Raw genomic sequence first — 15,008 nt, 5'->3', positions numbered from 1 at the left:
GGCACCGTTGAGATGGTTGCACGTTTACCAGCATTGGCGGAGATCGCGGCCAAGGTGCCGATGGAAAAATTATCGTGGCCGGTGCTGGATTCGCTGTCGATCGAATGTTGGATTCGTCGCGATGACCTGCTGCCAGCTTGGTGTCAGGGCAATAAGTTTTACAAGTTGTACTACAACATCTGCAGCGCGCCAAAGGCCGCTCGGTGGGTGAGTTTCGGCGGCGCATTCTCCAATCACTTATACGCGCTGGCGTTGGCGGGAAAGGAGTTAGGGCGCAAGACAGTGGGTATAGTGCGGGGTGAGCGGCCCGCACACTTGAGCCCAACATTGTGCGATGCCGAAGCGGCCGGTATGGAATTGATCTTTATGTCGCGCGAAAAGTATCGCGCGTTAACCGCCCGCAATGGATTTACGTCTGATTGGTCTCGGATTAAATCCGAGGTGGCCCACTATTTGGGTCGTGACGATGACTGGATAGTACCTGAAGGTGGGGCGAATCGCGCAGGACTCGAAGGGTGTAAGCACTTAGGGCTCGATATTGGTCAGCGAGGACGTTTTACCGACGTGCTGTTAGCTGTGGGTACCGGGACGACCCTTGCTGGAGTAGCGCAGGGGCTGGCGAGCGTTGATGGGCCAGGTATGTCGCGCGCTGCTGAGCGCTACCCAACGGGTCATGTGCCGCAGGTGACCGGCGTTTCTGTCTTGGGTGCACTTAAATCAGGTCGCTCAACCTTGAAGGAAGAAATTAACCTGATGTTAAATGGGCAGGACAGGGTTAATTGGCGTTTGTTGGAGGGCGTGTCCCCAGGGGGGTACGGACGCAGCACTCCCGAGCTGGAGGCCTTCATGATCGAATTTAAGCGAGACACCGGAGTGCAGTTAGATCAGGTGTATACTGCCAAATTATTTTGGGTCATTCAGCAGCAGGCAAAGGCTGGATTGTGGCCGGCTGGCAGTAAGTTGTTGGCCATTCATACCGGTGGCTTGCAAGGTTTGCGCGGCCTGCACTTTAAGACAGCGAGAAAATAGATGGACGTGGCATTGTCTACAGATGACAAGGGTTTGGATTTTGGTTGGGTGCGTACTTTGGTGCCGTTGAAGGCCATGGGTGACGCTCACTTGCGCGAGCTGCTACAACATTGCCCTGAGCAGATGGTGTTCAAAGGGCAATCGCTGTTTGAGGCGGGAAGCTTTGATCGTCAGCACATCTATTTGTTGCATGGTGATGTGGAGTTTTCCTACCCCAATGGGGTTGCTGAAATAGTTAAAGGGCGCAGTAGCCTTTTTCCGCTTGTGCCTGAACAACCCAGACCTTGCACCGCAATAGCGCTTACAGATTGTAGTGTGCTACGGATCAATAGTGATCAGCTCGACAAACTTTTAACGTGGAGCCAGGTGGCCGAGTATTTAAAAATTGATACCGCTTACCAGCCGGAGCTGGATGAGGATGTCGATTGGATGTTAACCATATTAAAATCCAATCTGTTTTTTAAAGTGCCGCCCACAAACATTGGTGAAATATTCAGTCGCTTGCAGCCCAGAGTGGTGGAGCAGGGCGAGGTGATCTTGCGGCAAGGCGAGGTTGGCGATGGCTGTTATTTTATTAAGGAAGGGAATGCTGAAGTGTTGCGCTCTGCCGATGGGGTACAGCGCCCTCAGCATTTGGCAGATATTGGACCGGGCCGCTGTTTTGGCGAAGATGCGTTAGTTAACGAGACTGTGCGCAATGCCACGGTGCGTATGACCAGCGATGGGGTGTTAATGGTCATGGATAAACAGGATTTTATTCGCCTGCTGAAGGAACCTCAGGTGAATAGCTTGCCCCTTTCTGCGCTGAATACTGTGCAAGAGCAGGCGGTGTTGATCGATGTGCGAACCGAAGACGAGTACGCGTTAGGGCATTTGCCGCGCGCGGTAAATATCCCCGTGAGCTTATTGCGGTTGAAAACCAGAATGCTAGATATCTCGCAAGAGTATGTTCTCTATTGTGACACTGGTCGTCGATCTAATGCGGCGACTTCTCTATTGCAAAAGTTAGGCTATAACGTCAGCTATTTGCATCGCGGTGTTAATCAAGATGCAAGTTTGCGCCAGCAACTCTTGGTGGCAGGTGCAGATTATTTGCTAAAAGGTGGCAAGGCCGAACGGGTTCTGGGTTGAGGCCAGCCATCTGGCACCAACATCCATCGATCAATTTCCCGCCAGTAGTTTCCATCCGGTACCACGGCTGCCAAGAGCAAGGCTTGTGGTTGCGCGCTATTTTGTTGCTGGCGTAAGCAGTGAGCGAGGGATTTAGCGGTTAGGTGCACGGGTTGGTTGAGGCGTAAATTTTGCCAGCATCCAATGCTGTCGCTGTGCACACATGCCTCTCGCTTTATCAAGGCGCGGGCTAGCCAGTAAAGTCTTGGCAATAATATCCAGTGTGCAGATTGCGCCGACTGTGGAATTGCCGCCGAATGATGCAGCCAATGGCCCCTCAGATGTTGAGGATTAATGCTGGCGTGCGCCGGTTTTGTTTGTTCCTGCAGTGGATGAAACAGCCAGCCTTGTACCACCATCTTGCTTTGCCAGCTCGCACACTCCCTGTTTGGTAGCGATTTTGACGCTATCCAAGCATCTATTGCAGCCTTTGACTCCGGATGCTGCGGCAGCGGCAGCTGGTGGTTGGTGAGGCGCTGTATCTTAATATCCAGTCGGTCGATTGCATTGGGGCCAATCCAGTGGTGCTGAGCGTCTCCGGATTCGTGGCGGAGGTAGAATTTAACTGCCAGCTCAGTATGACAATAGGTGTTGATTGAGGGTGCATAGTGCAGTAAATCGAGAGCGCCAAGGGTCTTGCCGCCTGCACTGATCTGCCGATTCGCTGCGACCAGCGGCCATGAAAGTCGGTCCGTCAGCAAATGTTGCCACAGTTGTTCGTAATAGTGGCCAAGCCTAGGCGCCGGTTTGACGATTGGCAGGGCGGCAAGTTTTGCCTCTGCGAGCAGGGATTGCAGCGGTTGTAGGCCGTCCCACGAGGGTGAGTTGATCAGCGATGGGGCCTCTATACACCAAGTTAGATCACGAAGAAGCTGCCTGTCGTCCATGTAATTCTCAGCGTACTGGGTTGGGAGTGGGTCATGTCAATTCAATCCTCAGGCGTTATACTGTCGGGCCCTTGTAGCAGAGTGTCAACAACATGGCAGAGTTTTCCACGGTCGGGCTAATTGGCCGGCTGGGCGGCGATCGCGCTACCTACACATTAAAGCGATTGATTAAGTTTCTGGAGCGGGAAAATAAACACGTCCTGCTCGATGATACCTTGACGCGAGACTTTCCAAGCCACAATTGTGAAGTGGCTAACCGGGAGACGCTTGGCCAACGTTGCGATTTGGTGATTGTGGTTGGTGGCGACGGTAGTTTGCTCGGAGCAGCGCGTTCTCTGGCTAAACATAAGGTGCCTCTGCTTGGAGTCAATCGAGGCAGATTGGGCTTTCTTACCGATATCTCGCCGGATGAAATTGAAGAGAAAACCGCTGAAGTGTTGGCGGGTAAATTCATGATGGAATCCCGCTTTTTGCTCGACATGGCGGTGACCCGTAACGGCAAAGCGGTAGGGCAGGGCGATGCCCTCAATGATGTGGTGCTGCACCCGGGGCAGTTTATTCGCATGATCGAGTTTGAATTGTATATCGATGGCCAATTCGTCTATAGCCAGCGCTCTGATGGACTTATTATTTCGACACCCACTGGTTCAACTGCATACGCACTGAGCGGTGGTGGTCCAATAATGCATCCGCGGCTAGAGGCCATCGTACTCGTGCCCATGAACCCGCACACCTTGTCCAGCCGACCCATTGTGGTGGATGGCAATAGTGAAATTAAAATTTTAGTCGGCGAGCACAACACGACGTCGCCGCACGTAACTTGTGATGGCCAGACGCACGTCGTGGCTGAGCCCGGGGATGAGATTCACGTGCATAAGAAACCTCACCGATTGCAATTGATCCATCCGCTCAATCACAACTTCTATGAAACCTGCCGCACCAAATTGGGGTGGGGTAGTCACTTGGTAGACTGAGGCAGTAATCGAGGTGTCCCGATGACGTCGCATAGCGGCTTCGACATAATTGGTGATGTGCACGGCTGTGCAAACTCTTTGACTCTTCTATTGGAAAAGTTAGGGTACCGCGCGGTCAATGGTGTATTTCAACACCCGCAGCGGCAGGCGGTGTTTGCCGGTGATGTGGTTGATCGTGGGCCGCGCATCCGAGAGGCGCTGCAAATCGTCAAGCGAATGTGCGATGCCGGCAGTGCGCAAATGGTAATGGGGAATCACGAATTCGATGCCATTGCCTACCATACTCGCGCACCGGAAGACTCTGGACGCACTTTTTTGCGCGAACACACTAAGCGGCACAATCGACTCATTGCAGAAACCTTGGAGCAATTCGCCGATTACCCTGGCGAGTGGCAAGACTATCTCGCGTGGTTTAAGCAGCTGCCACTATTTCTTGAATTTCCCAATTTCCGTGTTGTTCACGCTTGCTGGGATCAGGCGCTTATTGATGAATTTAAGTGTCGGTATCCATCCAATCGAATTGATCAGGCATTCTTGGATGCCGTGGCCGATGGCGATTCCTTCGAGTGGAAATGTATCAACCGATTAACGCGGGGGCGCGACTTGCCGCTACCTCAGGGGGCAGCAATGCGCAGTGCCGAAGGGTTTGAGCGGCGATCATTTCGCGCTCGTTTTTGGGGGCGTAAGCCAAAAACCTATGGCGATTTGGCATTTCAGCCTGATCCGTTGCCCGATGACATCGCTCGACAACCTATTGAGCCTGGCGAGCACCTGGCGATTACCCGCTACGGTAAGCAAGAAGTGCCGCTGTTTATTGGTCATTATTGGCTCTCTGGTCGACCTACACCCATCGCGGATAACCTTGCCTGCTTAGATTACAGTGCCGTCAAATACGGTCGTTTAGTGGCGTACTCCATCGATGAGGAAAGGAAGCTAGATCCGGAAAAATTCACTTGGATTAATGTGGACGCGCCTTAGTTATGACGAATTGGATTTGTGCGCAACGACTGCCACTTGACGTTAATTTGGCGCCGGTGATGGCGTATTTACAAGCGCGCTCAGTAGCTTGTTGGGTGAGTGAGGAAGGCGGCCAACAATGTATTTGGCTGCAGCAAACGTCAGATGCCGAATTGCTTGAACAAGCGTTAAGCGCGCTCGCCAAGGGCGAATTGCAGTCAGAGCAAACCAGCCCGTTGACGAATTTGAAGTCCGCACACGTAATAAGCAGATTGCCGCCCGTGACGGTAGCTTTGTTGTTGTTTAGTGTGCTCGGTGCTTTGTTGGTTTATTTTGATGTCCGCGCGCAGTGGTTGAGTTGGTTGACGTTTACTGATGTTGTCGTTCGCGGTAATGCTTTGTATTTCTCAGACCTAAGCAGTGTGTTGGTCTCAGGCCAATGGTGGCGGTTACTGAGCCCGATGTTTTTGCACTTTGGGTTGTTTCATATCCTGTTTAATAGTCTGTGGGTATGGGAAATGGGGCGCCGCATTGAGTTGCGCCGATCGGGTTTGATGCTGTTTGGGTTGACGGTTTTCTCCGGGCTTGCGGCAAATATACTGCAGTATGTAATGAACGGCCCCTCACTGTTTGGTGGTATGTCGGGCGTACTCTACGGTTACGTCGGATATATTTTAGTCTGGCAGCGATTATGGCCGAGTCGTGGATTTGGATTGCCCGCTGGCATATTGGGCTTTATGTTAATTTGGTTGGTACTCTGTTTTACCGGGGTGGTCGATACGTTTATTGACGGTCAGGTGGCCAATGGCGCACACCTAGGCGGACTGCTTGGCGGTTTGCTGTTTGGATTTATTGATATGTTGCGCGTAAAAATTGCAGCGCGTTAATGGTTAGCTAGTGGATTGATACAATGAATTACCAACAATTACTCGAAAGTTTGACACCTGAGGTGTATGAGAATTTGAAGCGTGCCATTGAATTGGGTAAATGGCCCGATGGCAAGGCGCTCAATGCGGTGCAGAGAGAGACCTGTATGCAAGCGGTTATCGCCTATGAGCATAAGCACCTGCCACCCGAGCAACACACGGGATACATTCCGCCGAAGCCGCATCAGCATTGTGGTGAAAGCGATGAAGAGCAACCGGTAACGTGGAAGCATTGATGGGGAGTGTAGTTGGCAGTTTGCGTAAAATGCGTGCCGTTTTGCCGAATGCTCAGGCAGCATCCGTCGAATATGAAATGGTGGTGGGCGATCACAATGTTGCGCTAAATCCATTGATCGGCAGTAAAGTTTCACTGGACTTTACTGGCGAAATTAAATGCATTCATTGTGACAGAGTAACTAAAAAGAGTTTTAGTCAGGGGTTTTGTTTTCCCTGCTTTCAGAAGCTGGCGCAGTGCGACCGGTGCATAATGAGCCCGGAACTCTGTCATTATGATAAGGGCACCTGTCGCGAGCCGGATTGGGCGCACACACATTGCATGACGGATCACATTGTTTATCTGGCCAACTCTTCAGGGCTTAAGATCGGAATTACGCGCGCAAACCAAGTGCCGACGCGTTGGATTGATCAAGGCGCCGTGAGTGCAATTCCCCTAGCGCGAGTCGCCACGCGACAGCAAGCGGGGTTATTGGAAGATGCGATGAAAGAGCATCTGGCAGATAAAACCAATTGGCGGCTGATGTTAAAAAACGAACAGCCTGATGTTGATTTAGCTCAAGAGTTTGATCGAATTAGTACGCTGGCTGAGCCATTTGTTAGCGAGCTGCAAGACCACTATGGTTTGCAAGCAATTCAGTTGGTAGACCGATCTGAAGCAACAGCGCTGCAGTATCCTGTACAGAAATACCCAACAAAGATCATTTCACTGAACGCAGAGAAAACGCCACGTATCGAAGGCGTTTTAGAAGGGATCAAAGGCCAGTATTGGTTATTAGATGTCGGCGTAATTAACTTGCGAAAATATACCGGTTATCAAGTGAGCTTCACTTTTTAGGATGTTACTTCAATGAATGCTATTCAGCAGCCCTCAGCAATATATCTAGCGGATTACCGGGAGCCTACCCACTGGATCGATGAGACACATTTGGATGTTGTGATCTTTCCAGATCAAACTCGCGTGACAGCTCGATTGAAAATTACTCCCAACGCTGCTCGGGCGGTGAGTGAACTAGTGTTGGATGGCGAAGGTTTACAGACTCAGGCCATATATTGGAATGATGCTCGCCTGACGCAAGATGACTTTGACGAGTGCGATGGCAAGTTACGGCTAAAACAGATCAACGAGTCGGGTTGGTTGACTACCGAGGTCATTATCTGCCCGGAAAGTAATACGGCGCTAGAAGGTTTATATCGATCGCGGACTATGTACTGCACGCAGTGCGAAGCGGAGGGCTTTCGAAAGATCACATGGTATTTAGATCGGCCAGATGTGATGAGCGTGTTTACTACCCGCCTTGAGGCCGATCAGTCATTGTGTCCGGTGCTACTTTCCAATGGCAATTTGGTGGCGTCCGGTAGCTTGCCTAATGGGCGCCACTTTGCCACGTGGCATGATCCACATAAAAAACCGAGCTATCTTTTTGCGCTGGTCGCAGGGCAATTATCCTGTGTTAAAGACCAGTTTGTTACGGCGTCAAACCGCTCGGTTGCCATAGAAGTGTATGTGGAACCAAAAGATTTGGATAAATGTAGTCACGCAATCGACTCTCTAAAGCGTGCTATGCGCTGGGATGAGCAAAACTACGGCAGAGAATACGATTTGGATATCTACATGATCGTGGCTGTAGACGATTTCAATATGGGCGCGATGGAGAACAAAGGGCTCAATATCTTTAATACCTCCTGCGTCCTTGCCAGTGCTGCTACGACCACCGATATCGGTTTTCAGCGCGTAGAAGCCGTTGTGGCACATGAATATTTTCATAACTGGTCTGGCAATCGTGTGACCTGCCGCGACTGGTTTCAGTTAAGCTTAAAAGAAGGGTTTACGGTCTATCGGGACGCAGAATTTTCTGCCGACATGAATTCTTCAACCGTAAAGCGAATCGAAGATGTGAACCTGTTGAGAACGGCCCAATTTGCCGAGGATGCGGGCCCGCTTGCGCATCCCGTTCGGCCCGCTTCGTTTATTGAAATTTCGAATTTCTATACGCTAACGGTCTATGAGAAAGGCGCTGAGTTGGTGCGCATGTTAGCCACCTTACTTGGCCCTGAGTACTTTCGTAAAGGTACTGATTTGTATTTTGAGCGCCATGATGGCGAAGCGGTTACGTGCGATGATTTTGTCGCCTCAATGGAGGCGGTGAGTAGTCGAGACCTGTCACAATTTAAGCGCTGGTATTCTCAGGCGGGAACACCCGAATTAATCGTATCGTCCCAATACAGTGAAGCCTATAAAACCTTTAGATTAACGATTGAGCAGCGCTGTCCCCCGACGCCGGAAGCTGCGGAAAAAGCGCCGTTCCACATCCCAATTCGTGTGTCACTTTTGGGCGCTGCGGGTGCATTGCCACTTAAGCTTGCTAACCAAGCGGTAGGCGATTTACCTGAAGACAATACCGAGATGATATTGGAGTTAACGAAGTCTGAGCAAACTTTTGAGTTTGCTGGGGTGCATGAGCGGCCAGTGCCATCGTTGCTTCGCGGCTTCTCTGCCCCTGTGAATTTGCGCTATGCCTACTCGGAAACCGAGCTCATCACCTTGTTAATGCAAGACACTGACCTGTTTAATCGTTGGAGCGCGTCTCAGGAGTTGGGTGTGTTGGCGGTTAGCAACGCTATAAAGGCCGGCACATGCGAGTTGAGCGGAGACTGGGTTAACGCGCTACAGGCCAACTTGCAAAGGGATGATCTTGATCCTGCGGTAATGGCCTATATGCTGCAAATTCCCAGTGTTAACTATCTGCATGATCGATTTCCTGAAACCGATATCTTGACGCTGCATCAAACGCGTCAAGATTTGGTCCGCAGGCTAGCGTTATCGCTAGCGGATGCATTGCGTGAAAAAGTTCTCGCCTATGATATGCGCCAGCCCTACGAGGTCAGTGCAGCAGCGGTTGCCGTGCGCAGTTTAAGTAATACCGCGCTCCTGCTACTGGCTGAGGCCAAGGACCCGCTTGCGCTGCGTGAATCAATCACCCGATTTAAACACGCTAATAACATGACTGATCAGCTCGCTGGTTTGCGCGCAATCGCCAGGTGTCAATCAGATAATGTTGTAAAAGAGCATCTGGCAGCTTTTTATTCGCAATGGAAAGACGAGGCGCTGGTGGTCAATCAGTGGTTGAGTTTGCAGGCGACTCGGGATGAGGCTGACACCTTGGTTGCCGTTCAGTCGTTGACTAGTCATCCATGCTTTAGTTGGAACAATCCCAACAAGGTGCGGGCCTTGGCCGGCGCCTTCGCCAATCAAAATCCAGGGCAATTTCATCGCGATGACGGTGCTGGGTACGAATGGCTCGCGAATGTGGTATTGAAATTGAATCAAGCGAATCCACAGCTGGCGGCGCGACTCGTGACACCACTTACGCAGTGGCGAAAACATGGGCAGCGTGGGCAATTAATGTTCAGTCAGCTGCAGCGTATTCAGGGGGCCACGCTGAGTAAGGATGTGTTTGAAGTGGTCAATAAAGCATTGACCTAGGTCGTTCACTGGGTGCCAACCATTTGGCGGTGTGTTAAATTGTGTGCAAAAGACAAAGCAGCGCTTCGGGGCTTTAGGTGTCTATAGGACAGGCGGAAATATAAGGATTTGGTATGACTCACAAAATTTTAATAGCGGCAGTTTTGACAGTATTTGCCCTGTCCAGCAGTCATGTGTTGGCGCAAAAGCTATACAAAATAGTTGATGAACAGGGCAATGTAACGTTTTCGCAATTCCCCCCGAAAGAAAAGTCTGAGAACACGATTGTAGAGGGTGTCCAAGTAAATAGTGCGGGCGGTAAAGATTCCGTTCGCTATGTTGGTTCGAGCGCCTACTGTGGCGATATTCGTCTGCCAACACCCAGCAAATCTAGCTCAAGCCGGTCGAATACCTACTATGCGGAACGCGTTCAGTCGTCATTAAGTAATTGGAGAGATCGATTGCGCAGTATTGAGCAATCTAGCCAAGAGCGTGCGCGCCGCAAGTTAAATCGAGGTACCAGCAGCAGTATTTCGTCTAGCGCGGAGCAAAATAGCCGTTATCAAAAGGAACTTGATCGAGACACCAAGCGCATGAGGGAGCTGCGTTGCGCGATTGATTGGGCAGAAAACCGTAATGCTTCTTCATCAGAGCAGGTTCGTACCGCTCAGCAGGAAAGTAAGCGGCTAGAGCAGGTCCATGAAGAGCTGGAGGCTCGCATGATAGCGCAGTGCGGTCGCGAGCCGCTGTTAGATCCTACCGATGCGCGCAATGCGAAAGATCGTCGCCAGTGGCGGGCGTGTTCAAAGAAATACCGCAATGATCTGAGGAAAGTAGAGCGTGCGCTCTAACTTATAAATTTAATACCGGCATCGCATGGGTAGATAGGCCAATTCGATGTCGGTGAGATTTTCACCTGCAGCGGTCATGCCCTCTGGAACCGCGCTCAAACCGCAAACCCAGGATATGGGGCTCATGGGGGAGCCTGGCACATATACAGGGTAGATTGTCACCACTCGGCCACTTTGGCCCTCGGCAATTTTATTGCCGAGTTCTATGTGTAACGCGCCATCGGCCAGTGTTACTGCCACCATGTAGTTACCTACAATTTTTTCAGGGTCAGGAAGCCCTATGGTTCCGTTGTTTGCTGGAAACTCTCCCGTGAACTTGTAGTGGGCTTGGATTTGACTTTGGTAGTCAATGAGCAGTGACAGGGATTCCTCAATCTGCCCCCGCGTCATGCGACCCTTGGTATTCGGGATGGCGAGGGTAACGAGTATGGCGATAATGGCGAGCACCACCATCAATTCTATAAGGCTAAATCCCGCCGATGCTTTTGGGGACGATTGGGTATTGTTTGGTTTGCGCATGGCGCTAGCATAGCCGGTTTAACGCAGTTTTACAGCTATGCTGGCGCCGAGATGCGCAATAGGGTTGCGGTTCAGGCACACATCAAAAAGCGGTTCATTTTTGCCTGAATGGTTTCCTGTAACGAGTTGGCGTCAAATCGCGAGAGATCTTTCAGCAGCGATGGCTTCACTCGGTGCAGGTGCAATATGGGTGCCGCTTTATTGAGCTCGCGGAGGTCCTTGTTCGTGATAACGGGCAGGAAGGGCTCACCTTTGGGCATGCGTTCTGCAACAGCTTTCAGACCAATGGCCAAGGGGGTGAATTGAAATTTTCCGGTGGCTTTGTTCGACTTAGCGAGCATGAGTCCCGTTTTCCCCAGGGCTTCTCCTGGCACTATGAACAGCCCCGTGCGTACAACAGCCTCAGTGCAAATAGCCTGATAGGTGTCGTGGTGCGCATCAGGGTTGGGTAGTACCAGCAACTTGCTGTTGTCGGCCGTTACGGGCCAGATATTGTAATTCGCATAAACCTGCTCCACAGAGCCCGAGAATACGCACAAAGACGCTTCAAACCGCTTCAGGAAATTAACGGCCTGTTCTTTGTAGACAATACCTGCAAGATTCCAAATGAGTTGCTGTGACATCTTAAACTCCCTCTCTATGAACTAAAGTGTATGGCAGGCCCCTGTAGAGTCACATGATGGAAAACGCCGAAAAAATGATCAAAGTCGCCAGCCCTAGCTATTGCCCCCAATTCGGTAGGCGATGTTGGGGGAATAGCTGATGCAATTTGCCGAGCAAGCCCTTGTGGCGCGGGAGTTGGTGCCGGGTTTGGACCAGCCAGCGTCGGTCTCACCCTGGGTAGACGCAGAGGTTCTGGCCGCGCAATTGAAGAAATCCGGCTGGTTTAGCTACTTTCAGCAATTGCAAGCTGCACAGTTGGGCGTCGCAGGCTACTGGTGGCTCGCCAACCCCAATTTACAGCAGGCGCTATCGGCACAAGGTGGCGTACTCACCAGCTGGTTACCAGGTCTGTCGATCGATTTAGCGGAAATTGGCCGCGGCCGATTGGTGCTTCAACACCGCTTGCCCTGGCTGACGGTGTTTTCGGGGGCGTTGGTGTGGCACCTTGTTCGTCAGGCGCTGGGGGAGGGGGCGAAATTGGCCGGATTCGCCGTACCGAATATTGGCCAGGCGGCGGAGGGACTGCTCGGCACTTATAGTGAGGAAGTGGCGCTCGTTGAGTCTGGGGCTCCCGCGAAACTGCGCTTTGATCCTGAACTGCTACAGCGACCATTTGTGACTCAAAACGCCAAGTTGTTACCCTTGTTCGCAAATACATTGAGTTTTTTGCGTCCAGGTGGGGAGTCTGGCTTAGCCAGCCAAATTTATGCCTTGCTAGAGGCTATCGAGAATCTTGAACATGCAAACCAAAGCTGGGTAGCCGCGGAACTGGCGATGAGCGAGCGCACCTTGACTCGGCAGTTGTCAGATCAGGGGTTAAGCTTTCGCGAATTGCTCACAGCCTTTCGCAACAGCCAGGCCGTGACGCGCTTGTGTGAAGGAGAATCCATCGACCGGCTAGCCGCCTATTTAGGGTTTTCAGAGCGTGCCGCTTTTGAGCGCGCGTTTAAAAGTTGGCAGGGCGTCACACCGGCCAAATTTCAGGCCCAATATCGGCGGCTATCGAAAGATATTGACGTAGAAATGCTAATCGCGCCGGAGCGATTGCCAATTTTGCCGGCCATTGCTACCCAGTTATTGGCGATGGTGCAAAGCGATGAGGCCAGTTTAGAAAAAATGGCCGAACTGGTGGAGCAGGACCCAGTGTTAACCGCGAAATTAATAAGCATTGCCAGTAGCGCTTATTACGGTATGAAGAAGAATGCCAGTATTAAAGCGGTAGTTGTGCGAGTGTTTGGCGTCGATAAGCTTCGCTATTTGGCATTGGCAATACTCGCTGCGGGTAGTTTTAAACTTCAGCCCTGTCCGGCCTTTTCGTTTGAGCGATTTTGGTTGTTGTCCTTGGGTGTAGCGCAGCTCGCCACGGGCATCTATCGTAAGCTGGGCAAGTCTGCGGAAGATCAGGCGGACATCTATTTAGCGGGATTGCTGCATAACATCGGAAGGCTGGTGTTGGTCCAATGTTTTCCCGATAAAATGCAAAATCTATTGGCTCCGCTCGCCATTTCTGTGCCACCGCAAGAATTGTTGGCTATGGAAAAATTAAAGTTGGGTGTGGATGCATGTGAGGCGGGCGCGGTGTTGCTGGCTAAATGGCAGTTGCCCCGTTCAGTGAGTGTCGTCATGCGACAGTTGGCGGTTGATAAAGTGGCCATGATGCCTGAAGCACAGCTGTTATTATTATCTGAGGAATTTATACTCGCACTGCTAGCATCTGGTGGCGACGAAGCTTCATCGTCACAAGAAGATTTAGCGACTGCTCAGGCAAGTGATCATCAAGCGTCCACACCGGAATTGGTTGCGGAGTTCAGTGGCGTGCTGGCCGCGGCGTTAGATACGCCTGCCAGCGTAATTGAGCCGTTGTTGGTTGATTTTGCGCACCGATTGCCAGAGTTAAAACTCACCGCACGGGTAATCCAATCCGCAAGTTAATCTGTCGTGCTTAGTGCTATCTTCGGTGTATGTGACTCGCCATTAGCGTGACAAATCTTTACCATGCAGCTCTCAATTAAGAGGGTGAGACATGTCACTTGAACTCTATTATCTATTGTTGCTGGTCACCGGCTTCGTGGCTGGCATCATCAATACCCTCGCTGGCGGAGGCAGTAACCTTACCTTGCCCGCGCTCATGGTGATGGGTATGCCCCCCGATGTCGCAAACGCGACGAATCGCGTGGGCGTTGTGTTCCAAAGTGTAAGTGCTGTACAGGGCTTTCATCGGCACGGCCGACTGCCATGGCAGTCGGTGACTCCAATACTAATGCCGACATTGGTGGGTGGCGCGCTGGGCGCGCTGGCAGCTGTGTTTGCACCCAATACGCTTTTAAAACCGCTGTTGCTGGGTACCATGATCACTATGGCGGTGATTATTCTGGTCAGTCCATCGGTAGTGGCGCCCGCGCCAGATGAAACCCCAAAAGCCGTGAGCGAATCGCCACTCGGCCTGGCGGGGTTGCTGTTTGCTGGATTTTACGGTGGATTTGTTCAGGCAGGTGTCGGCTTCGTATTATTGGCTGCAATCTCAGGGGCGTTGCGCTTTGATTTAGTCCGTGCGAATGCACTCAAAGTCATCTGTGCATTAGGCTTTACCTTGGTGGCGTTATTAATTTTTGTCGTCGATGGGTTGGTTGCTTGGGTACCGGGGTTGGTGCTTGCTGTGGGCGCCATGATTGGCGCCCACTTGGCGGTAAAATTTGCGATTAGCGTAGAGCAGCGCGTATTAAAATGGTTTTTACTGGTGATGACTATCGTCGCCAGTGCGGCTGCATTGCTGTCAGACTAGGTTATAGCATGCGCTGAAGGATGCTTTTTTGGCCGCCTTCGAGCAAGTGATAGATTACCGCCGTCATGTGTATTACCACGATGGCTAGCAATACCCATGGCGCATATTCATGAATCTCGTGAAATATTCCGGCTAATGCTTTATTTTTTTCAAATAGTAATGGCACCGAAAAGTCGCCGAACTTGATTGCATAGCCGGCAAAATTCGACATGCCCCAACCGCTCAGCGGTACGATTGCCATTAATAGATAGAGTAGATGCTTGGTACCTGCGGCAAGCCCCCGTTCACGACTGCTAAAGGTGTCGGGCAGTGCCGGTGCGCGGTGTTTAACAGCCCAGAGTACACGGGCAATTAACAGCCACAAAAATACAAATCCCGTAGCCTTATGAATCATAATCAGATCCATTCGACCAGGCGCATCATCTGGGAGGTCGCTCATATAGTTGCCAACGGCGATAAGTCCAAAGACCATTAGGGCCATGAGCCAATGAAGAATTCGACTAACTAATGTGTAGCGTTGTGTGTCCATGGCGTATCCTCGATCATTGTG

At 51.4% G+C, this 15,008-nt stretch carries 15 protein-coding genes; 11 read left to right on the top strand and 4 right to left on the bottom strand.

From position 1 onward, the window contains the following. Positions 1–12 precede the first annotated feature (12 nt). The gene (locus FHS30_RS08585) at positions 13–1,029 is read left to right on the top strand and encodes a 1-aminocyclopropane-1-carboxylate deaminase/D-cysteine desulfhydrase (RefSeq protein ID WP_183910036.1); all 1,017 of its coding nucleotides are present in this window, start codon (positions 13–15) and stop codon (positions 1,027–1,029) included. Continuing rightward, positions 1,030–2,160 (top strand): cyclic nucleotide-binding domain-containing protein, encoded by a 1,131-nt coding sequence (locus tag FHS30_RS08580; RefSeq protein ID WP_183910035.1) that lies wholly within the window; start codon positions 1,030–1,032, stop codon positions 2,158–2,160. Here FHS30_RS08580 and FHS30_RS08575 read toward each other — a convergent pair. Next, positions 2,118–3,086, bottom strand: a complete 969-nt coding sequence (locus FHS30_RS08575) for a DUF1853 family protein (protein WP_183910034.1) — start codon at positions 3,084–3,086, stop codon at positions 2,118–2,120. The genes FHS30_RS08580 and FHS30_RS08575 overlap by 43 nt on opposite strands. Before the next feature lie 92 nt (positions 3,087–3,178). Between FHS30_RS08575 and FHS30_RS08570 the strand changes: the two genes are divergently transcribed. The 7 genes from FHS30_RS08570 (at position 3,179) to FHS30_RS08540 (ending at position 10,494) form a co-directional block, all read left to right on the top strand. After that, positions 3,179–4,060: an NAD(+) kinase gene (locus FHS30_RS08570; protein ID WP_183910033.1), complete on the top strand. Its 882-nt coding sequence runs from the start codon at positions 3,179–3,181 to the stop codon at positions 4,058–4,060. Positions 4,061–4,081: 21 nt separating this feature from the next. Next, a complete protein-coding gene (locus tag FHS30_RS08565) occupies positions 4,082–5,038 on the top strand; it encodes a metallophosphoesterase (RefSeq protein WP_183910032.1) in 957 nt (318 codons plus the stop codon). Positions 5,039–5,040: 2 nt separating this feature from the next. Continuing rightward, complete coding sequence (locus FHS30_RS08560) at positions 5,041–5,904, top strand: rhomboid family intramembrane serine protease (protein WP_183910031.1); 864 nt, start codon at positions 5,041–5,043, stop codon at positions 5,902–5,904. Between the two features lie 23 nt (positions 5,905–5,927). Next, complete coding sequence (locus FHS30_RS08555; protein WP_183910030.1) at positions 5,928–6,179, top strand: YeaC family protein; 252 nt, start codon at positions 5,928–5,930, stop codon at positions 6,177–6,179. Next, positions 6,167–7,015 carry a DUF2797 domain-containing protein gene (locus FHS30_RS08550; protein ID WP_343048974.1) on the top strand — a complete coding sequence of 283 codons (849 nt, stop codon included), beginning with the start codon at positions 6,167–6,169 and terminating at the stop codon, positions 7,013–7,015. Before FHS30_RS08555 ends, FHS30_RS08550 begins: the two co-directional genes overlap by 13 nt. Before the next feature lie 12 nt (positions 7,016–7,027). Further along, positions 7,028–9,664 carry an aminopeptidase N gene (gene pepN / locus FHS30_RS08545; protein ID WP_183910029.1) on the top strand — a complete coding sequence of 879 codons (2,637 nt, stop codon included), beginning with the start codon at positions 7,028–7,030 and terminating at the stop codon, positions 9,662–9,664. 113 nt (positions 9,665–9,777) lie between these two features. After that, entirely contained in the window at positions 9,778–10,494 is a 717-nt protein-coding gene (locus tag FHS30_RS08540) for a DUF4124 domain-containing protein (protein WP_183910028.1), read from the top strand. Between the two features lie 9 nt (positions 10,495–10,503). Here FHS30_RS08540 and FHS30_RS08535 read toward each other — a convergent pair whose 3' ends face one another. Both FHS30_RS08535 and FHS30_RS08530 read right to left on the bottom strand, forming a co-directional pair. Beyond that, a complete protein-coding gene (locus FHS30_RS08535) occupies positions 10,504–11,013 on the bottom strand; it encodes a type IV pilin protein (protein WP_183910027.1) in 510 nt (169 codons plus the stop codon). Between the two features lie 71 nt (positions 11,014–11,084). Next, positions 11,085–11,636: a hypothetical protein gene (locus tag FHS30_RS08530; protein ID WP_183910026.1), complete on the bottom strand. Its 552-nt coding sequence runs from the start codon at positions 11,634–11,636 to the stop codon at positions 11,085–11,087. 139 nt (positions 11,637–11,775) lie between these two features. Between FHS30_RS08530 and FHS30_RS08525 the strand changes: the two genes are divergently transcribed. After that, the gene (locus FHS30_RS08525; protein WP_183910025.1) at positions 11,776–13,608 is read left to right on the top strand and encodes an HDOD domain-containing protein; all 1,833 of its coding nucleotides are present in this window, start codon (positions 11,776–11,778) and stop codon (positions 13,606–13,608) included. Positions 13,609–13,699: 91 nt separating this feature from the next. Next, positions 13,700–14,458, top strand: coding sequence for a sulfite exporter TauE/SafE family protein (locus tag FHS30_RS08520; protein ID WP_183910024.1), 759 nt, complete (start codon positions 13,700–13,702; stop codon positions 14,456–14,458). A 1-nt stretch (position 14,459) separates the two neighbouring features. Here FHS30_RS08520 and FHS30_RS08515 read toward each other — a convergent pair whose 3' ends face one another. Beyond that, positions 14,460–14,987, bottom strand: coding sequence for a cytochrome b (locus tag FHS30_RS08515; RefSeq protein ID WP_183910023.1), 528 nt, complete (start codon positions 14,985–14,987; stop codon positions 14,460–14,462). Positions 14,988–15,008 lie beyond the last annotated feature (21 nt).

The sequence above is a fragment of the Simiduia aestuariiviva genome (assembly GCF_014192475.1).
Lineage (GTDB): Bacteria > Pseudomonadota > Gammaproteobacteria > Pseudomonadales > Cellvibrionaceae > Simiduia > Simiduia aestuariiviva.
This window is presented reverse-complemented; position numbering and strand designations above follow the sequence as displayed.